Raw genomic sequence first — 20,475 nt, forward strand, 5'->3', positions numbered from 1 at the left:
AATCTGGCTAAATGGCTTTTCGCCTTGAGGTTTTTATGGGCCATGAGGGTGCCAAAGCGCGACAAGCCCGTCAAGCGGCAAGCCCTTTCCTATATCACCAAGTGCGCGGGCGACGATAAGATCGAGCCAGTTGGGGCCCGATGGGGGTGGCCAGACATCGATGAGCGGAAGGGCGGGATCGATCTCGTGATTGGCGGCAAGCCATTGAATTGCCTCGCGTTCTCCGCCCGTTTCATCGATCAGGCCAGCTTCGAGCGCCATGGCGCCCGAAAGAATGCGCCCATCGGCAATGGCTTGAATTTGCTGGCTATTCATCGAGCGGCGCTCGGCGACGAGGTCGATAAAATACTGGAAGGAAGAATCGACCAGGTCTTCGAGGGAGGCGCGGATTTCGGGGGTAATGGGTTCGTCGAAATCGGGCTCCGACTTGAGGGCGCCCGAGGCGACCTTGTCGAGGTCTATCCCTATGGTATCAAAGAGATTTCCTGCGTCCACATGCTGGTAGTAAACCCCGACCGATCCGACGATCGAGAGATTGCGGGCGAGAATATGGTCCGAGGCGATGGCGCCCATATAGGCGGCCGACGCGCCGAGCTCGCCTATGGTGCTAACCAGCGGTTTTTGCTCGGCAATTTCGCGCAGGGACTCGTAGAGTTCCTCGCCGCCCGCAGTGGTGCCGCCGGGGCTGTTGATGGAAACGATGACCGCGGAAATCGTATCGTCCTCGGCCAGGCGAGAGAGCATGGCCGAGCGCTCGGGATCTGTGGTGATGGGGCCGGAAATACTGATGCGCGCAATGGCTTGGCCGGGAACCGAGAGCGCCGGCAGGTAGCGCGCGAGGGCGAAAAACACGGCGGCGGCGAGCGCCAGAAAGGCGAAAATCCGCCAGCGGCCGCGCGAACGCCGGAGCGAGCGGGTTACCGGGATGGTTTCGACGGGGTCGTCCACAATGGCCATATCGGGGTCCAGATCAGCGTTTGTGCGCGTGATCGACGGGTCTATACGGAGTTCGCCAACACGCTCGTGCGAACCATGTATTGCGCGTCGGAATCGTAGCTCGCGAGCTTGGCCACGAGCGCCTCATCGTCATAGCGGAAAAACCCCATACGGGTCCAGAAGGGCGTGGAGCGATTGACCGCGACAAGGCTCATGGCGCCGAGGGGTCGTGCGGCGCCGGCGAGGCGTTCAACGATCGCCGCCCCCGCCCCCGTACCACGGGCAGCGGGGAGAAGGGCGAGGTCATGAATATAGAGCGTATCGGGTTGGGCGGGGATTTCTCCCAGCACGGTGTTGAGGGCGGGAACCTGCCCCAGGCGCCAGGGATGGGCGAGAAGGTAGCCGGCAGGGGTATCATCGTCTTCGAAGAGAAAGCAGGTGGCGGGGGCGATCGCTTGCCGGTCGGCAAAGACGGCATCGTCCTCGGGGAAATCGGGGTGGACCTTTTCGGCGATGGCGGAGACGGTGGGAAGGTCGGAGGCAAGGAGCGGGCGCCAAGCGTGCATTTTCGTGGCTTTAGGTCCGGGAAAAACGTTCGGACCGTTATGGCCGTGGGCTGCCCCGGAGGCAAGGCGTTGGCGTTGTTGAAAACCGGGGCACGGCAGCGGCGTCAGCAAGGCCGATTAAGAGCCTGTTAACCATGTTGGCGCCTGTTAGAGTCCGTATCTACAAGCTGATTTGGGGAAGCGGACATGTCGCACTCTGGCGCGCACATCATTGCGGTGGGCAATGAAAAGGGAGGGTCGGGCAAATCGACCACGGCGCTGCATCTGGCGGTCTATCTGCTGCATCAGGGCTATGGGGTGGGGACGGTGGACGTCGACAGCCGCCAGCAGACGCTGACCCGCTATATGCGCAACCGACGAGCCACGGTGGATACAGCCAAGCGCGACATTCCGCTGCCCAAGCATCTCTATATCCCCACCGCCTGGGGGGATTCGATCAGCGAGAACCAGGTCGCCGAGCGCGAGATCTTCGACCGCTCGCTGGCGGGACTGCGCGAGGAGGTGGATTTCATCGTCATCGATACGCCCGTTTCGACTGCAACCTGGCCCGCGCCGCTCACGGCATGGCCGATACGCTGGTGACCCCGCTCAACGATTCCATGATCGATCTGGACGTGCTGGCGCGGTTCGACGAAAAGACCGGCGAGCCGATCCAGACCAGCCCTTATTCGCGCAATGTGCAAGCAGCGCGCGCCGACCGGCTTGAGCGCACCGGGCAGATGACCGATTGGGTGCTGGTGCGCAACCGCATCTCCAATCTCGGTTCGCGCAATGCCAGCGAGGTGCAGCAGACCGTGGAACGGATCGCCGAGCGGCTGGGCTGCCGGGTGGCGGACGGGATCGCCGAGCGGGTGATTTTCCGCTCGCTGTTCAAATTGGGGATGACGGTGTTCGATCCGCTCGAAGCCGAGCTGCTGGGGGCGACACCATCCATGTCGCACGTCAATGCGCGCCAGGAATATCGGAGCCTGGTGGCAGCGCTCCGCCTGCCGGTGCGGCTGCCGGTGCCGGTGGCCGATAACGAGCCGGCGAAAGCCGCGCAGCTTTCGGCCTAAGCGAAAGGCCGCTCGCTCTCGCGGGCGGCCCTTACGTATATCGGCGGCCTACTTTTCGATTTCCACGCGGTCGTGCTCGTCGCCATCCACGTCGAAGGCGCGGTAGATGACGCGGTCGTCGCGCATGACGTCGATCACCTGGAACATCTGCGTTTCCTCGACGGCCAACTCGATATAGTCGTGGTCCTCGATCTCGTAGAATTTGTCCCCCGCGCTCGAGAGCACGTAGTAGATGCCGCCATCGTCGGCATCGGAGATTTCCCCATCGAGCATGGGGTAGGTGCGCGTATAGGCGTGATCGTGACCTTGGAAGACCATGGAGACGACGCCGCTTTCTTCCCAGATGGGCATCCAGTTCTCGGTGACGCCGGCATAATAGCGGCCCGGGCGCGAGGTATAGGCGGCGTGGTGGGTGAAGACGAAGGTGAAATCGTCATCGGCATCGCCGAGCACTTCGGGCAGCCATTCGGCCTGTTCGCCATTCCACTCGTTGGAATCGAGCATCACGAAGGTGTTGCCGCCGAATTCGAATGAATAGGCCAGCCCCGACGGCATGCCCTCGGGGCCGTTGTCGGGCAGGCGGAACAGGTTGCGATAGGTGTAGGGGTCGTTATCGGGCAGGTATTCGTGATTGCCCGGAATGGTCGCCAGCGGGATCGAGCGGCCGGCATCGCCCAGGGCGGCGAAGAATTCGTCCCACTGATCGGCATCATTGCCACGGCTCACCAGATCGCCGCCGAACACCAGAAGATCGGCATCGGGGCGCTCGCGCAGGGCGGCGTCCATGACGCTTTCGAACCGCAGGAACCCTTCTTGGACATCGCCGATATAGATGAAGCTCATCGGGTGTTCGCCATTGCGGGCGGTTTCGAACTCGGCGACCGAAGACCAGCCGGCCTCCTCGGACCCCACGGCGTAGACATAGTGGGTGCCGGGCTCGAGATCCTCGACAAGCGCACTGTGGCGATGGACTTCCCGCTGGTTGACCACGCGCGGGCTTTCGACCAGCACGGTTTCGGCGGCAATGATGCGCGGCTCGGAACGGTTCGGGGAATTGTAATCGTCGGCTTCCCACAGAGCCACGGCCTGTTCGGTGACGCTGGTGTCGGTGCGCCAGTTGACGGCGATGGAATCGCGCGGGTCCTCGGTGATGGTGAGGAAAATCTGGTCGGGCGTCGCGCTCGCCGGATAATCGGTTTCGTGGAAGGCGCCGTAGATGGCGGCGGCCGGGCGTCGATCGGACGGCGTGCGCACCAGCGTCATGCCCTCGAGTTCGGGTGAGATCGCATCCAGCGTCACCGTGCGGTCCACATAGGTGAGGGCGCCCTGTTCGAGCACGCCTGCCTCGAGGTAGTCGGGCTCGATGTTAGCGACTTCGGCTTCCCCGATCTCGCCCTGGGGAGTGACGCCGATGAAATAGTGCTCGCGCACCACGCGCAGGGCGTGGACGCCCAGCCCGATCTCGCCGGCGGGATAGTCGCGGGTCCAGACGTCGAAATCCTGCTGATAGGCCTCGGCGGAAAATTCGGTCTTTTCGAACCCTTCTTCGTAGAGCCAGAAGGGCTCGCCCACTTCATCGAGCCGCGCGTCGCGGAAGATATAGACGGTGACGGGCTCGTCCACTTCGAAGCTGATATAGCCCTGGGCGAAAAGCGCGCGTTCCTCACCGGTCAGCAGCGCTTCGAAATCGCCAGGCTCGGCCTGGGTGATCTCTTGGGGTTCGAGCGTTTCCAGGAACCGTTCCTTGATCGCTTCGGTCGTCTCGGCAATGACATCGGCATGGGCGATGGCGGGCAAGAGCGAGAGGATCGCCGCGAGCGTCGCGGGCACTATCAGTCGGTGTGGATGGTTCATGGCAGGCTCCCAGTCGGCAAAGGCCAGGGTCGCATAACCGCCGCCAATGACATGCCCATGACGGCAGCCAGACCAAACCGCTTCCGGGAATAAAGGCTGGTGTTGCGGGTAAGGTTTTGCCGAATCCGCACGCTGGCTTTGTCACAAATTTCGGCTGATTTTTCGCAAATTCTTCGCAAAATCGCCGGACGCCTTGCTTTGCCGCCAAGCCCGCTTGTTTATGACAATGCAATGACGTTCAAATTTGTCTACCGTTAACCCGCGCCCTCTAGAGCACAGCCCCAGTTTGATGTCATGCCGCCAGAAGGGGCTTGTTGATGCTGGGTATGCGCAGTTCCGTTGCCAATCGGGTCTATGCCGCTTTCGGCGCAATCATCGGACTTATGTTGTGTCTGCTGCTTCTTGCGGTGACCGGCATGCAATCGACGCGCTCCAGCCTGCAAGGCTTCAGCGAAGCGGCTGGAAGAGTCACGACGGCAACCGAAGTGCTCGATCATCTCGAAACCGCGCGCCTGGCCTTCGCTCAATATGACCGCACCCGCGCGCCGGAAGATGCGGTGGCGGTCGAGCAGGCTCTCGATGTCCTCCAGACCGGCCAGAACCTTGCTGGTGAAGATGGCGAGCTCTTTGCCCAATATGCCGAGCAGACGGCGGCAATTCTGGACCGCGACGCGACTGCGCAAGCCGCCCGGGCTGAAATGGAACGCCTGGGTGCGGCCGCAACCGCAACGCTGGGCGAATTGATCGCCCAGACCTCGCAATCGGCCAATCTCAACGCGCGCGCCGCCGCCATTTCCGGGCTGGCCATTCAGCATGTCCTGACCGCGCGGCTTGCCGCCACTGGACTTGAGGACGACCAGGCCGAGATGAGCCTTGCCGATGCCACCCAGGCCTCCCAGGCGGCCCTCACCACCCTTGCCGATCTGCGTTCGGTCTTTTACCGCACCGACGATATAGCCCGCGTCGATGAAACGATCACGGCAACCCAAAGCTATCTCGACCAGCTCGATATCGTCCGGGACGCCTTCTCGCTGCGTGCTGCCGATCAGGTTGAGCATGATCGGATCGACGAAGCGCTGGCCACTGCCTATTCCGCCGTGGTGGCTGATGCCGCCGCGCTGCAGGCGGAGGCTGGAACGGCGGCGCAGCGGCAGGCTGAAAGCACGCAATGGCTGGCCATTCTTCTGGGCGGCGCAATTCTCGTTCTTTCGGCTGGCCTTGCCATCGCCATGGCCCGCTGGATTTCCCATTCGGTGCGCCGCACGGCCGAAGCGATGGAGGGGATTGCCGGCGGCGATCTCGAGAGCGAGATCGCGCTCGTTAGCCAGGCAACCGAGTTCCGGCAGATGACCCAGGCGCTTGTCGTTTTCCGCGACAACGGCCGCGCCATGCGCGCCATGGACAGCGAGACGGAGGCCGCCCGCCGCAGCGAGGCCGAAGCCAACGCCCTGCGCCAGACGCTGCAGAGCGATATCCAGCGCGTCGTCGCTGCCGCTTCCGATGGCGATTTCTCGGCTCGCATCGAGCATGATTTCGGCCGTGCCGAACTCGACGCCCTTGCTGGCTCCGTCAACGCTCTTGTTGAAACCGTCGATCGGGGAATCGGGGAAACCGGCGCCGTGCTCAATGCGCTGGCGGCAGACGATCTTTCGGCCCGCATGACCGGGCACTACCGTGGCGCCTTCGATCGACTTAAGACCGACACCAACGCTCTTGCCGAGCGCTTCGCGTCGGTGGTCGCGCAGATGCAGGCGAGCGCGGGAACGCTGAAGGCAGCGACCCAGGAGATTCTTTCCGGGGCCCATGATCTTTCGGCGCGCACTGCCCGCCAGGCCGCCACCATCGAAGAGACAGCGGCCTCCATGGAGCAACTGGCGGCAACAGTGAGCGCCAACGCCCGCCGAGCCGAGGACATGGCCGGCTCTGCCGAATCGGCCGCCGCCATGGCGGGCGAAGGCGAGGCCGTGATGCTGCAGGCCACGGACGCCATGGGCCGGATCACCAAATCGGCCGAAGAGATTGCTTCGATCGTTAAGCTCATCGACGACATCGCCTTCCAGACCAATCTTCTCGCCCTCAACGCCTCGGTCGAGGCGGCGCGAGCCGGCGAAGCGGGCAAGGGCTTTGCCGTGGTCGCGGTCGAGGTGCGCCGCCTCGCGCAATCGGCCTCCCAGGCAGGCGACGAGATCAAGCAGTTGATTGCCCAATCGGGCCGGGAAGTCGAAGACGGGTCCAAGCTCGTGGCCGAAGCGGCTCGACGCCTTGCCGCCATCATGGCCATGGTGACCGAGAACGCCAGCACCATGACCGAGATGTCGGCGGCAAGCCGCGACCAGGCCGGCGCCATCCAATCGGTTTCCGCTGCCGTGCGCGAGCTCGATGTCATCACCCAGCAGAACGCGGCCCTTGTTGAAAAAACCAACGCGGCCGTGGCTCAGACCGATGCACAGGCCCGCGATCTCGATGCGATCGTCGAATCTTTCCAGCTCAGCCCGGCAGAGACGGACGAGTTCGAAGTCGCACCGCTTTTGGCCCGCGCCAGCTGACCTGACCCAACTGCATGCACTCCGGCAATTTTCACCAGTTGGGCCGGTTAGGTTGCCCCGTTTTTAAGCAACACTCGCGCTTGTCGCCGAAATAGTCAGTATTTCGGCGCGAGCGCTGCGACAATTGAGTGTTCCTTAACTTTCCAGCCGCTTACTGCTCCAAGTCTTGGTGGACGAGGGGGCATTCATGCTGTCCAAACTAAGCGTCGCCCAGCGCATCTATGCTTCGTTCGGAGCAATGATCGCGCTGCTGGCAGCCATTGTCGCATTTGCGTATTTCGGCGTCAGCGCCGTTTCGCAGACCTTTTCCGAGTATCGCGTGGCCGCGCGCCAGACCGTTGCGATTTCCGGCTTCGTCGAGCAGCTCTCGGCCGCCCGGCTGGCCGATCTCGATTATCGGCTGGAGACGTCGGCGGAAAAAGCCCAGTCGCTGGCCCAGGCCATCGCCAGCCTGCAGGCGCAGGACGCGCAAACCATGGCGCTGTTTACCGCTGACCCCGAGACCGAAGCTGCCATCGAGGATTTTGCCGTCTCCGCCCAGGCCTATGAGGCGGCCTTTGCCCGCATGACGGAGGTGCAAGCGCAGATTGACGCGACTGTGGTGGAACTGCGCGCCGTTGGTGACGGCCTGCGCGAGGATGCCACCGCAGCGCTGCGCGCGGTGAGTGGCAATTTCAACGCCACGGGCGCTGCGGGCTTCGGCGTGCAGGCCACCATACTCACCCAGTTCGAGGTCGAGCAGTTCCTCTTGACCGCCGATCCGGCCCGGCTGGAGCTTGCCGCTCAGAACGCCAGCTTCGCCAGGGAGAATCTGCAGGCCCTCCATGATGCGGTGATCTCGAATTCGCAAAAGGCGACCGCCAATCGCATGATGGAAGCACTGGACGTCTATATGGCGCATGCCGACACCGCCGCCGAAGCGATTTTGGCCCGCAATGCTGTGATGAGCGATGAGCTCGATGTGCTCGGCCCCCAGATGCAGCAGGCCTTTGGCGCCATGCTCGCCTCGGTCCAGGCGCGCCAGGATGCGCTGGGCCCCACCGGCGAGGCGCTCGCCCGAACCACGCTCAATGTCGTTCTGATTGCCGGGATTGCCGTCCTCATCCTCGGGACCACCCTCGCGGTTTTTATCGGCCGGGGCCTTTCGGGAACCATCAAGGCGATCGCGGATCGCATGCGCCAGCTTGCCGATGGCGATCTCGACCTCGAGCTCGATAACCGGCAGCGTCATGAAGTCGGGCAGATGATCGAGGCCCTCACCGTCTTCCGCGACAACAGTCGCGCCATGCGCGCCATGGATGCGGAAAAGGCGCGGGCGGCCGAACGCGAGGCCGAGGAACACCGCTTGCGCGCCGATCTCCAGGCGCGCATCCGGGACGTGGTATCGGCCGCCGTCGCCGGCGATTTCTCCCGCCGCATCGAAACGCGATATGATGATCTCGAACTGGCAAGCTTTGCCCGCAGCGTCGATCTGGTCATGGAAACCGTGGATCGTGGCCTCACCGAAACCGGCCAGGTGCTTTCCGCCATGGCCGCCGCCGATCTCTCCCTGCGGGTCGATGGGGACTATGAGGGTGCTTTCGCGCAACTCAAGGCCGATACCAACGCGATGGCCGATACCTTCACCGATGTGGTGAGCCGGCTCAAGCAAACCTCTCAAGCGCTGAAACAGGCGACCGGCGAGATCCTATCGGGCGCCAATGACCTTTCCGAGCGCACTACGCGCCAGGCCGCGACGGTCGAGGAAACCTCGGCGGCCATGGAACAGCTCGCCGCAACCGTTTCCGACAACGCCAGGAAGGCCGAGGATGCGCTGGCCAAGACCCGCGCCGCTGCCGGTCTCGCCGATAGGGGCGGCGCGGTGATGGAAAAGGCCAATGCCGCCATGGAGCGGATCACCACCTCGTCGGCCAAGGTTTCCGACATCATCAAGATGATCGATGACATCGCCTTCCAGACCAATCTTCTGGCCCTCAACGCTTCGGTGGAAGCGGCGCGGGCCGGGGAAGCGGGCAAGGGCTTTGCCGTCGTCGCCGTCGAAGTCCGCCGCCTCGCCCAAAGCGCGGCCGAGGCCTCCTCGGAGGTCAAGGCGCTGATCGAACAGAGCGCCAGCGAGGTTGGCGGCGGCGCCAGGCTCGTCTCCCAGGCCGCTGAAACCCTGCGCGAAATCCGCGATGCGGTGATTGAAAACGCGGCGATCATGCAGACGATCTCCTCGGCGAGCCAGGAACAGGCCTCGGCCATCTCCGAGGTCTCGTCCGCCGTGCGCCAGCTCGATGAGATGACCCAGCATAACGCCGCCCTGGTGGAAGAAACCAATGCGGCGATCGAGCAGACCGAGGGACAGGTCACAACGCTCGACGGCATCATCGCGAGCTTTACCCTTGATGCCTTTGAGCGCGAAGACAGCCTTCAATGGGAGGAGGATGAAGCCCTCGAAGAAGGAACCGCCGCCGATTTCAGCGACGGGCTTGCGCGTAAAGCCGTCTAGGGCGCATCCACAACATTGCAAAAAAAGCCCCGCTCGGGCGGGGCTTTTTCGTCGCTTACTTAAACGACTGGCGGACGGCGGCGGGCAAAGAACGCGGTTACCGTATGGGTGTCACGATGGTTGCCTCCGGCCACGGCGGCAAACCAGGCGCCTGCCGCGCCGACCGCTAGAGATGCCGCGGTGAGGAACGCGCCCAGAATGGCCACACGGCGGGCCTGTTCGGCGGCGGCAACGATATCGTCCTGAATGGCTTGCGCCTGGGCGATGACTTCGTCCACCCGTGCCTGCGCTTCTTCCTGGCTCATATCGGTGCGCGCGGCAACGAGCTGGGCGAGATAGGCCCTGTCGTCCTCGGAAATGCCTTCGCCGGTCACACCCTCGACCAGGATTCGGCCCACTTCATCCCGCGTTGCGGCAGCGTCGCCCTCGGTCGTGGGTGTCCGCAGCAGCCGATCGATGCTCGACTGGAACGGTGCGTCCTCGGCAGCTTCGGTAATCGCGCCCCCGGCGGCGGCGCCTGCGCCCTGGGCGATCCCGCCTGCCGCCGCACCCACGCTGTTGACCAGGGTTCCCAGGCCGCCCAGTGCCAGAATGGCGGTGATGACAACGGCAGTTGCCCAGACCAGGAGGCCATGGAAACCGTCGCGGATATCGGATTCCTCTTCGGTGGCGTCATAATTGCGCTTTCGCATCCGCCCGGTGAGATAGCCGCCGATCATCAGCGAAGACACCTGCACCCAGACCACCCAGAGGGCCATGGCCACCGCGATCCAGAACAGAGAGACGCCCTCACGTCCGAACGGATCGGTGAGCGAAAGTCCCACGGCCGAGCCGAAGGCGAGAAGCACCAGTGAGATGGCGGCGGCGACGACGCCACCGGCGAGAATGGCAGGCCAGTCGACATAGGAGGAAGTTTCCTGAGCGGCGGCGGGCTCGACGGGAGTTACTGTTGTCATGGTTTTGTCCCCCCGTCTGGCTCAAGCCAGCCCGATGAACGAAAGGATGGCCATGACGATAACGACCAGACCGACGAGATAGATGATGGCGTTCATTTCGAATTCTCCGTATCTGCCCCGGGCAAGGGGCGTCTCTTGTGGATGGAAACAGCGGTCCGACGCGCTGGGGCGGTCAGAGCACGAAAATCAGCAATAAAATGACGAGCGGCAGCGGAATGCCGATCATCCAGAGCAGTAAGCCCTTGAACATGAACCTATCCTTCCGCCGCCACGCGGCGTCTTGACCGAGTGCTAGGATAAGGTTCGGCAAAGCCCGAAAGTTCCAATGGGCACGGAGCGGGTAGCGCTCAGTAATCCTGCTCGTAAAAGACGCCCAGCCCCGAATTGCCGTCGGTGCTGGTGGATGCGCGGGCGCGTAGCTGTTCGGTGACTTCCAGATCGATGGTCACCCGGCTCTCTTCGGTGCCGGTTTCAACGCCGAGATAGATGTTATCGTCGATATAGGCCCCGGCGCGCACCGCCGCATTGCCCTCTTCATCGGTGACGATGTCGAGATCGTCGAGCCCCGCCGCCTCGCGCAGCGAACCGAGCAGCGACCCCGATCCGCTGCCCCCGCCCGCCAGTTCAGCGGCGGCTGCGGCGAGTTGGGCGAGTTGGAGAGGCGACAGATCGCCCACGCTGCGATCGAAGATCAGGCGCGAGAGCACTTCGTCCTGGGGCAGCATGGGATCGGAGGTGAAGGTCACTTCAGGGGCCGACGCCCGGCCCGAGACGGTGACGATCACCGTGATGTCGTTGCCCTCGGTGCGGGCGACGAGATTGATGAAGGGGTCCATGTCCCCGATCAGGGTCACCGAACCTTCGTCGAAATCGATGCGCTGGCCCAAAATGGAGAGCCGGCCCCGGATCAGCTCCAGCCCGCCAACCGGCTGGATGTCGGCAATGGTGCCGCCAAGCTGCACCGCGCCGCCCACTTCCGCATCGAGCCCGCGTCCGCGGATAAACACCTGGTTGGGCGCCGAAATGGTGAGGTTGAGGGCGAGCGGCCTCGTTGGCGTTCCCGCGCTCGAGGCGCGCTGATCGATCCGCGCCCGCGCCAGCGTCGCCGCGACGGGGGAGGGGGGCCGCACATGATCGACGTCTATGACGCCCACCGCGCCGCCGAACCCGTCGGGAACTGTAATGTCGGCACGCTCGATGTCGATATTGCCCCCCAGCGTGCCGCCATTGGCGATCGGTCCGGAAAGCCGGATGGCGCCGTTGAGCGTCGCCACCACCAGATAGCCATCGGCATAGCGTGCCTCGTTGAAGGTGATGCCGATGTCCGAGGTGAGCCCCGCATCGAGCCCCACATAGCCGGATGCCGAAACCGACCCGCCGGTCGCCAGATCGGCGGTGAGCGAATTGATCGTCGCCCTCTCCGCCGAAAGCGTCGCGCTGCCGGTGATCCCCACCAGCCGCAGCGCCAGGCCCGGATCGATATATTCGCCATTGGCCACGGAAACCGTGCCACCAAATTGCGGATTGTCGAGCCGCCCGGTCACCCGCGCGTTGAACGTCGCGTTACCCGAAACCTGCGCGCCCCGGTCGGCGACGAACCGATTGGCCAGCGAAAGCGGCGCCGAGCCGTCGATGGCGATATCGAGCCCGGACCCCGACAGCGGGATCGTTCCCTGCGCGGTCGCGTTGAGCCCGCCCGAGCCCGCTGCTCGCACCTGGGCCAGGGTTACCGTTCCATCGGCAAACCGGCCCCGCGCCGAAAGCGACAGCGGCGCGATGCCATAGTCGGCGATCGCCGTGGCGTTGATACCGCTTGCGTCAATCGTAAAGCTGGCATTGGGGTCGGTGGCTTCGCCCGAGATCTGCGCATTGCCCGAAACGGTGCCCGCCAGTCCCAGATCGGGCACGACCGTGTTGGCGATATTGAGCGGAAGGGCATTGATGACGAGATCGATATCGAGCGTTTGTCCCGCGCTGCCGGTGGCCGAAATCCGTCCCGATCCCACGGCCAGCTCGATCCCCGAAAACGAGACTGCCTCCCCGGCCACGGTCAATTCGGCAGGCTGGGCAAGGGAAGCGGAAAGCTCTCCCTGCGCCAGCCGGAAGCTGTCGAGCGCCACCCGATAGCCGTCTTCGATCGGCTCCAGCAAGCCGACAAGATTGACCCCGGTGCCCCCATTGAGCGCCGCGCTGCCGGAAAATCGCGTGATCGCGTCGCTGGAAGAGGCCGTAAGGTCGAGCGTTTCCACCGTCGTGCCCGCAGCAACGATTTGACTGCCCGTAACCGACCCGTCGATCACCGGCACTCCGAACAGATCGGCCACCACCGCGCGGGCATCGGCATCGCCCACCGAAATGTCGCCGAACACGACCCCCTCGAGCGCGGCGGTGATTTCAGCCTCTTGCGTTTCGGCCGCCCGCGTGAGGACGATATCGGCATCGGCCGATCCGCTCGCCTCGACAAGCGCCAGGGCTGCGGCGGTTTCGATATTGGGGGCATCCAGCGTCAGCCGGCCTTCGAGCAGTCCATCGGCATAGCGCGTGAGATCGCCGCTTAGCGTGGTGCCGGGCGCCTCGAAGGCAATATCGGAGAGCAGCAGCCTTTCGGCCGAACTGTCGATCCCGCTCGACAGCGTGATGTTGAACCCATCGAGCGAGGCGGATCCGGCAAGCGTTCCCACAAGCCCGTCTTCATTCGATATGCCGTCAAACCCGATATTGGCATTGCGCAGCGTGCGGCCCGCCAGCATGCCCTCGGCGATATCGGCATCGGCAACCAGCGCGATCGTCCCCTCGCTGCCTTGCGCCGTGCCGGTCACCACCAGCCGTCCGCTGGCCTCGGGATCGATCAGCGCCAGATCGGCCAGCGCGACATCGAACGCGAAATCGGCCTCGCCTGTGGCATAGGTGCCGTCGGCCACCAGTTCGACCTGATCGTTGGCGATGCGGAAATCGCGCGCTTCCAGTCCCGCCTCAGACCGCGCGATGCGCCCGGACAGATCGACGGTGCCGGCGAGAAGGTTATCGGCCACGGGGTCGTCGACGGCCAGATCGGTGCCGGTGCCATCCAGCGTCAGATCGAACCCCCCGATCAGCGGGGAGAGCGTGCCATTGGCCACCAGCATCACCGCGCCGGAAAGCTCGCGCCCGGCAAGGCCGGAGAACGGCGCGATCGATTGGGTAGAGAGGTTGATATCGCCCGTAAAGACCGCATCGGCGATCTGTCCGGCCATCTCCAGGTCCAGCGCCTCGGCGGCAAGGATCAGTTGCGCCAGCGTAATCGGCTGGCCCGCTTCCCACAGCCCGGCAATGCCGAGGCTCATCGAGGATCCCAGCGCCTGGGAAATCTCTTCGGACGAGGAAACGACGCCGTCGAGCATGCCGTCGCCATTGAAGGTGACGCGGCGGTTGGCGGGATCTTCGAGATCGGCAGCCACCCCCGAAGCGTTGAGCACCAGACTGTCGGCACCAAAATCGGGGGTTTCGAAGCCGAGGATTTCCAATTGCCCTGCCCAATCCTCAGAGCCGTCGGTGCCGTAGTCGACATTGAAATGCGCGCTCTCGAGTCGCGTCGAGGCGCCGGGCACCGGAAGCACGACCTTTGCCTCATCGGCATTGTCGATCTGGCCGCTGATATCGAGCCGGTTCAAGAACCCGTCCTCGGTGGTCGCCGCATTGGCGAACAGCGAAAGCGAGCCGCCGGTGAGCGACAGGTCGGAAATTTCGAACCCGCCCGCGTCCCGCAACAGGGCGTTGAGCGAGAGCGCCGTATTGGTCCCGAAAAAGTCGCTATAGACGGCGGGCAGGATGTCGGCGAGCGGGCCTTGCAGGTCGGCTGCCATCATCAGCCCTTCGGTGCCCTGGTCGAGCGTTCCCGTGCCCGAAAGAATGCGATTTCCGTCCGCATCGAACGTCAGTTCGACATCGAGGTTCTCGATCTGCCCGGCCCCGGTCAATCCCAATGCGATTTCGGGACGCCCTTGGATGTTGAGCAAATTGGCGATGATGCCGTTTTCCGGCTCTATAAGGTTCAGCCCGAGATCGATTTCCTGGCTCTGATTGGCATATTGCAGGTCCAGATCGAGCGATCCGCCCGGCCCATCGCGGCGTTCGATATCGAGCTGGGCGTCGATCGCGCCGCCTTCCAGCGTCATGGCGCCGGCCAATGATATTTCCGACCCCAGCCCGAACACCTGTTCCCCGAACCGCACCGAGGGAATGGAAAGGCTCTCGAGGATGACCGCCACGGGAAATTCCGGAACCGAAAAGCCCCCGGCTTCCGGCGAGGGTGCCGCCGGCTCTTCGGTGGAAACGGGATTGCGGATATAGGCAATGGAGTCGGCCGAAAGCGACTGGATTTCCAGCCGTCCGAACACCAGCGCCCCTTGATCCCAGGTCAGCGCCGCGTTTTCGATGATCAGCCAGATGCCTTCGGTGTCCGAAATGGTGATCTGGTCGATCGAGGCATTGGATGAAAGCGCCCCATTGATGCCGTTGAGGCGGATCTGCCGGTCCGGGGTGGAAATGCGGTCCTCGACGAACTGGACCAGAAACGAGCGCTGCTCGGATTCGTTGAGCTGAGTGGCGCGCGCCAGAACGTCCATCAGGCTCTCGCCCTCGGCCGGCTCCTGCCCAAGGGCAAGCTGGGGCACGGCAAGTGCGAAAAGCGTGATGGCAATGGCAGCTATGCGCCTCAAAACGATTGTCCTATCCCCACATAGAGCGCGTAATCGGGGTCATCCTCGCCCTTGTTCAGCGGAAGCGCCAGATCGAGCCGCAGCGGGCCTAGCGCTGTGTAATAGCGGATGCCCACACCGGCGCCGAGCTTGAGTTCCTCGAGGTCGGGGAAGGTATCGGCGGCCACATAGCCGCCATCGAGGAAAGCCACGCCCCCGAACTGGTCGTTGAACCGCATCCGCGCCTCGAGCGAACCTTCGAGCAGGTAGCGCCCGCCCGTGACATTGCCCGCGCCGTCATCGACCCCGATCGAGCGATAGGCATAGCCGCGCACCGAACCCCCGCCGCCGGCAAAGAACAACAGGTCGGGCGGGATTTCCGAGAGCGACGGGCCGGCCAGGGCTCCGGCGCGCACACGGGCGGCGAGCACGATGTTGTCGTCCTCCCCGAACCCGAAATAGGTGCGTCCCTCCAGCGTTGCGCGCACCAGGGTGTTTTCGTATTCGAACTCATAGAGCGGATCGATGGTCCCCTCGATATAGAAGCCCTCGGTGGGATCGAGGTCGGAATCGCGGCTGTCGAACACGCCGCGTCCGTAAAGCCCGGCGGTGGTGAACGTACGATCGCCGAATGTTTCGTCATCCTCGAAATAGGAATGCTGGAACTGGACGCCCACGCCCCCCGATATCGTATCGGTAAAGAGCTGTTCGATCCCCACCCGGCCCTGCACCGAATTTTCCGTATAAAGCGGCAGCACCGAGCGATCGGCGCTGATCGAAGCGACAAGGTCGGTGTCGGGCGTAAAGATTCCCGGCTTGGTGAAGGTGCCGCCGAATGCGTAATCGAACTCTTCGGTTTCGATCGGCCAGCTTATCCCGGCCACCCGCGCGTCGAGCCGCAAGCGCTCGGCCTGGCCGAAAAGATTGCGGTGCAGCCAATAGCCCTCGACACCCAGCCCGTCGAGCGTGCCATAGCTGGCGCCAATGCCGAAGCGGCGCAGCGCCTGCTCCTGGACGATGATCTGATAGGGCAGCAATCCGTTGGCGGGCACCGCTTCGGCCGCCTCGATCCGCAGCGAGCGGAACACGCCCAGCCGGGTCAACCGTTCGCGGGCGAGATCGAGATCGTCCGGGTCGGTTTCCGCGCCCGGCACCAATCCGGTCTGGCGCACGATGAATTGGGGGTCCATGCGTTCGGTCCCCTGCACACCGATCGGCCCGACGGCGGCATAAGCGCCCGGATCGACGGTGATCGAAACCTCCAGCGTGCGGCTGGGATGATCGGCAATGACATCGCGCGACGCGATCGCCGCCTTGGGATAGCCGAGCTGGCGCCAAGCCTCGACCAGCCGCTGCTCGGCCTGGGCCACGATCGTAGCCCGGGCCACCCCTCCGGTCACGAACCCGATCTCTTCGGGCGGCTCGACCTCGTCATGGGGCGGCACCGGGCCGGGCGCGCGATTGGCGATCCGCAGGGTACCGAAGGTAAATTGCGGTCCCGGATTGATAGTGACGACGATATCGACGGGTTCGGGCAGCGTTGCATCGGGCGGAATGGACGAGGCTTCGCGCCCGCCCACCAGGATCGAGATCGCCCCGCCATAATAGCCAAGATTGTAGAGCGCGCCGGTCATGCGCGCATAATCGCCCCGTGCCTTGGCCAAAAGCCCCGCAACGCCCGAAGCTGGCTCCTCGCGGTCGCCCCAAAGGTTCGAAGCTCCCCGCAATGCCCCGTCGACTTCGCCCTCGGCGCCGGTTTCGAAGGTCAGCGTATAGGTGCGCGGATCGGCGATCACCGCCTCGGCAGCATCCTCAGCCTCCGAGCCGAAGAACTGGATGCCGAACAGCTCGAACCCCTGCGCGGGGCCAGCCAGCGTGGTGCCGGCAACAAACAGAGCAACAAGGCTATGGCGTTTGATGGCTTTCACGGCTGGTACGCAATCCACACTATCCATTCCGTCGGGCCGGAGCCCAAAAGCTCCAATTTGAACCAAAGCCTAGCACACCGGTCCCTAATGAAAACCCTGGCGGACGCCTTTGTGGTTCGATTGTGGCTGCATTGTCGCAGCCAGGGCACGGTCAGCGCCGGGCGGAAGCGGTCGAATCGAGCAGTGCGAAAGTGCTGGCCACCAGATCCACGGACGGACGGAGCTCATCGACGATCTCCTCCTCGGGCGAGGCCGCGGCGACAGCCACCGGTTCCTCGGTCTCGGACGGCTCCTGTGCCTCGGCCATTTGCGGCGCGGCATCTTCGGGCTCGGCGGCAACGTCCGGACGGGCGGGCAGGGCCGGCGGCGCTTCGGCAGCGGCAATCGCGACCAGCGCCTCGTTGGCCTCGGACGAGACGTCCTCCGGTGCTTCAAGCCCCATCGGACGGGCTGGCGGCAGGAAGCCGAGTGGCGCGATGGTCGCTTCTTCCTCGATCGCTGCCACCTGGATCGGATCTGCAGCCGGCGCCGCCTCTGCCGGAGCGGGCGTTACCGCGGCGACAACGGGCGCTGCAAATTGCGGCGGGGCAGGAGTGGCTGGCGTTGCCGGTCCGGGACGCAATCCGGTTTCCTCGAGCAGCCCGGCCGCCTTGGCCTCGTAATAATAGCCCTTGGCATAAAGCTGCACCGCCCTGTCATGGCTGCCATTGGCCAGCATCCAGGCGCCGCGCAGATATTTGACGGCGTAGATCAGGTTGGTTTCCGCATTGAGCAGGTCGGACGGCTCGCCTCTGAACCCCATGGTGCGGGCGGTGGCCGGCAGGATCTGCATCAGCCCGTAATAGGGGCCGTTGCGGGCCGAAGGGTTGAACGTGCTTTCGCGGTTGATCACCCGCCGCACCAGCTCCAGCGGCACGCCGTAATATTGCGCATAATACTGGGCGAGAACTTCGATCTGCTCGCGGGTATGGCTCTGGGCCTGGGCAGGGGAAACCGAACACCCGATAATGAGTGCGGCAAACAGCGCGATCAGCCGTTTTGCAAGCATGAGACCCGAAAAAGAGACGTTGACCCTGACGTGCGCCTAGCACACCCCTCACAATAATGGGAGCGCTTGTGGCAAAATAGGGGCCAGAGCATGGCAGAGCGCAAACTTTCCTGGCCGCCCGAATGCTGGTACAGCACCGCCCATGCTCGAACCCATGCCCAAGACCTTCGACTACGACCCGCCGCGCGAGCCCTGGCTCGACGTCATCCATGAGGATGAGGACATCGTGGTGTTCAACAAGCCCTCGGGTTTGCTGAGCGTTCCGGGCAAGGATCCCGCGCTTTTCGACAGCCTGCAATCCCGGGCCCTGGAACGCTTCCCCGGCGCCGGAACCATCCATCGGCTCGACAAGGACACCTCGGGCATCATTGTCATGGCCAAGCACAAGGCGGCCCATGGCCATATCGGCAAGCAGTTCGAATATCGCCAGACCACCAAGCTCTATATCGCCCGCGTCTGGGGACATGTGGAAGAGGACGAAGGGCTTGTCGACCTGCCGCTCGCCACCGACTGGGAAAACAAGCCCCGCCAGGAGGTCAATTATGAACGCGGCCGTCCGGCCCAGAGCCGCTGGCGGGTGATCGGCCGCGAAAACGGGGTGACACGAGTCGCGCTCACCCCCATCACCGGCCGTACGCACCAGCTCCGCGTGCATATGAAAGAAATCGGCCACCCGATCCTTGGCGACCAATTCTACGCCACCGGCCAAGCGCTGGCCGCAGCCGACCGGCTGCAACTCCACGCCGCCGAACTAGGCTTCCGCCACCCGCGCGGCGGCGAGCCGATCGTCTTCCGTTCCGAGCCGCCCTTTTAGAGCGTGTCCAGTAAAAGCATGTCCCCGGCTTGGCCGGGGATGGAAACGGTTTTGCGGTTCGGACACGCGACAAAACAAGGACTTAGAGCATTGAAGCGATTCGGAGAAAAGCGGAAATGCTCTAAGCCGCGCGCCTGACTTCGGCCCGCGCCTCGGGCGCTTCCACTAGCCCTTTATGCAAGGCGATCACCGCGGCGTCGAAATCGTCTTCCTCGACCATCACCTGCAGGTCCACCTTGCGCACCATGTCGGTGATCCCCACCGGCTCGATTCCCGCCTCGTCGAGCGCGGCGATCGCGCGCGGCAGGATGCGGCAGCCCGACAGATCACGCCCGATCGCCGAAACCATGGCCAGCTTGCGCAGCGTCATCGTCGCCGTGGGAAAGGCCTCGGTAAGGTCGGTCTCCACCCGCTTGATCGCCTTCATCGAGCCCTTGAGATAGTGGGTGATGGTGTTGGCGTTCGAGGTTTTCGAGATGATCCACACCTTGTGCCGGGTCAGTGCCTCGAGGATTTTGGCGTCATACCCCTTAACCCCCACCATGTCCTGGTCGTAAAATTCGAGCGCGAACACGCCCTTGAGACCGGTCACGATCTCTGCCCCCGGCATCTTGGGCGCAAGGTCGCTCATGATCACCGTCCCCGGATGGTCGGGCTCGAACGCATTGGTCACCCGCAGCGGAATGCCCGCCTGGCGCAGCGATTTCGCCGCCCTCGGATGGATCGCCTCCATCCCCATATTGGAGAGCTGGTCGGCGACATCGTAATTGGTCTCCCCGATCACCTGCACCTTATCGGCGCCCACGAGCTTGGGGTCGGCCGAGGAGAGGTGAAATTCCTTGTGGATGATCGCCTCGGCCGCGCCGGTCACCACTGCCACCCGCGACAGGGTCACCTCCGAATACCCCCGGTCATAGGTCTTCATGAGCTGTTCGGCACATTGGGCATAGCCGGTGACGATGGGCAGTTCGCGGCCAAGGTCGATCCCCTCGAACTGGCGCGCGATATGGTCGTCGAGCGGCAAGGCACCGTCCTGCCGCCAGCCGGTCAGGTCCACGAACCGCGCATTGACCCCGTGCTGGTTGAGCAGCAGCGCCGTGTTGAACGCCGATTGCGCCTCGCCCAGCGCCGAGAGCATTTCGCGCACCGTCAAAAGATGCGCTTCGAGCTGGAAATGTCCGAACGAACACAGCCGCGACAGATCGATGAGACAGGACCGCACGCCCTCGATCCGCTCGCGGATGAAGCTGTCGGCTTCCTCCCGCCGCGCCGGATCGGCAAAGATCTCGGCGTTCTTTTCGACCATTTTCGCAGCCACCGCCGACAGGGCATCACCCCACTGCCAGCCGTTCTCGGCGCTGGCAAACAGGGCATAGACGCCAGGCTCCCCCGATTTCTTGTGCTCGAGCAGCGCGTCGGTCATTCCGCCATAAGCGGAAACGACGAAGACGCGGTTATAGAGCGCGTCGCCCGTCCGGTTGCCGATGAGCACGGTGTCGAGCAGTTCGTGGCTGCGCGACATGGACGTGCCGCCGATCTTTTCGACAGTGTGAGGATGTTGTGTCGTCAATTGATGCCTCCGATTGTGTCGGGGTCGGTTCCGGG

The 20,475-nt window shown here is 63.9% G+C and carries 13 protein-coding genes; 5 read left to right on the plus strand and 8 right to left on the minus strand.

Translation table 11 applies throughout. The features are described from left to right. Positions 1-33: 33 nt before the first annotated feature. Both sppA and NO932_RS01340 read right to left on the minus strand, forming a co-directional pair. Positions 34-957: a signal peptide peptidase SppA gene (sppA, locus tag NO932_RS01335; protein WP_309209228.1), complete on the minus strand. Its 924-nt coding sequence runs from the start codon at positions 955-957 to the stop codon at positions 34-36. 41 nt (positions 958-998) lie between these two features. Beyond that, on the minus strand, positions 999-1,502 hold the full coding sequence (locus NO932_RS01340) for a GNAT family N-acetyltransferase (protein WP_309209229.1): 504 nt from the start codon (positions 1,500-1,502) through the stop codon (positions 999-1,001). Positions 1,503-1,688: 186 nt separating this feature from the next. Between NO932_RS01340 and NO932_RS01345 the strand changes: the two genes are divergently transcribed. Together NO932_RS01345 and NO932_RS01350 are read left to right on the plus strand one after the other, a co-directional pair. Next, positions 1,689-2,084: a division plane positioning ATPase MipZ gene (locus NO932_RS01345; protein ID WP_309209230.1), complete on the plus strand. Its 396-nt coding sequence runs from the start codon at positions 1,689-1,691 to the stop codon at positions 2,082-2,084. After that, on the plus strand, positions 2,066-2,557 hold the full coding sequence (locus NO932_RS01350) for a division plane positioning ATPase MipZ (protein ID WP_309209231.1): 492 nt from the start codon (positions 2,066-2,068) through the stop codon (positions 2,555-2,557). Before NO932_RS01345 ends, NO932_RS01350 begins: the two co-directional genes overlap by 19 nt. Before the next feature lie 48 nt (positions 2,558-2,605). Here NO932_RS01350 and NO932_RS01355 read toward each other — a convergent pair whose 3' ends face one another. After that, on the minus strand, positions 2,606-4,411 hold the full coding sequence (locus NO932_RS01355; protein ID WP_309209232.1) for a metallophosphoesterase family protein: 1,806 nt from the start codon (positions 4,409-4,411) through the stop codon (positions 2,606-2,608). Between the two features lie 326 nt (positions 4,412-4,737). Here NO932_RS01355 and NO932_RS01360 point away from each other — a divergent pair, with 326 nt between their 5' ends. Further along, the gene (locus NO932_RS01360) at positions 4,738-6,957 is read left to right on the plus strand and encodes a methyl-accepting chemotaxis protein (protein WP_309209233.1); all 2,220 of its coding nucleotides are present in this window, start codon (positions 4,738-4,740) and stop codon (positions 6,955-6,957) included. Between the two features lie 187 nt (positions 6,958-7,144). After that, entirely contained in the window at positions 7,145-9,448 is a 2,304-nt protein-coding gene (locus tag NO932_RS01365; RefSeq protein ID WP_309209235.1) for a methyl-accepting chemotaxis protein, read from the plus strand. 59 nt (positions 9,449-9,507) lie between these two features. Here the strand turns inward: NO932_RS01365 and NO932_RS01370 are convergent, their stop codons facing one another. The 4 genes from NO932_RS01370 to NO932_RS19345 all read right to left on the minus strand — a co-directional run bounded on the left by NO932_RS01370 (position 9,508) and on the right by NO932_RS19345 (position 18,056). Then, the gene (locus NO932_RS01370; RefSeq protein WP_309209236.1) at positions 9,508-10,404 is read right to left on the minus strand and encodes a hypothetical protein; all 897 of its coding nucleotides are present in this window, start codon (positions 10,402-10,404) and stop codon (positions 9,508-9,510) included. Positions 10,405-10,751: 347 nt separating this feature from the next. Further along, a complete protein-coding gene (locus NO932_RS01375; RefSeq protein ID WP_309209237.1) occupies positions 10,752-15,101 on the minus strand; it encodes a translocation/assembly module TamB domain-containing protein in 4,350 nt (1,449 codons plus the stop codon). After that, a complete protein-coding gene (locus tag NO932_RS01380) occupies positions 15,098-16,999 on the minus strand; it encodes an autotransporter assembly complex family protein (protein ID WP_375142902.1) in 1,902 nt (633 codons plus the stop codon). The genes NO932_RS01375 and NO932_RS01380 overlap by 4 nt, the downstream gene beginning before the upstream one ends. Before the next feature lie 160 nt (positions 17,000-17,159). Further along, positions 17,160-18,056 carry a transglycosylase SLT domain-containing protein gene (locus tag NO932_RS19345; protein ID WP_375142810.1) on the minus strand — a complete coding sequence of 299 codons (897 nt, stop codon included), beginning with the start codon at positions 18,054-18,056 and terminating at the stop codon, positions 17,160-17,162. A 142-nt stretch (positions 18,057-18,198) separates the two neighbouring features. Between NO932_RS19345 and NO932_RS01390 the strand changes: the two genes are divergently transcribed. Further along, positions 18,199-18,870, plus strand: a complete 672-nt coding sequence (locus NO932_RS01390; RefSeq protein ID WP_309209239.1) for an RluA family pseudouridine synthase — start codon at positions 18,199-18,201, stop codon at positions 18,868-18,870. A gap of 121 nt (positions 18,871-18,991) precedes the next feature. On the opposite strand, the gene NO932_RS01395 is transcribed toward NO932_RS01390, so the two are convergent. Then, entirely contained in the window at positions 18,992-20,440 is a 1,449-nt protein-coding gene (locus NO932_RS01395) for an aspartate kinase (protein ID WP_309209240.1), read from the minus strand. Between the last annotated feature and the right edge of the window lie 35 nt (positions 20,441-20,475).

Origin of the sequence: Pelagibacterium sp. 26DY04, from assembly GCF_031202305.1 — a bacterium.
Lineage (GTDB): Bacteria > Pseudomonadota > Alphaproteobacteria > Rhizobiales > Devosiaceae > Pelagibacterium.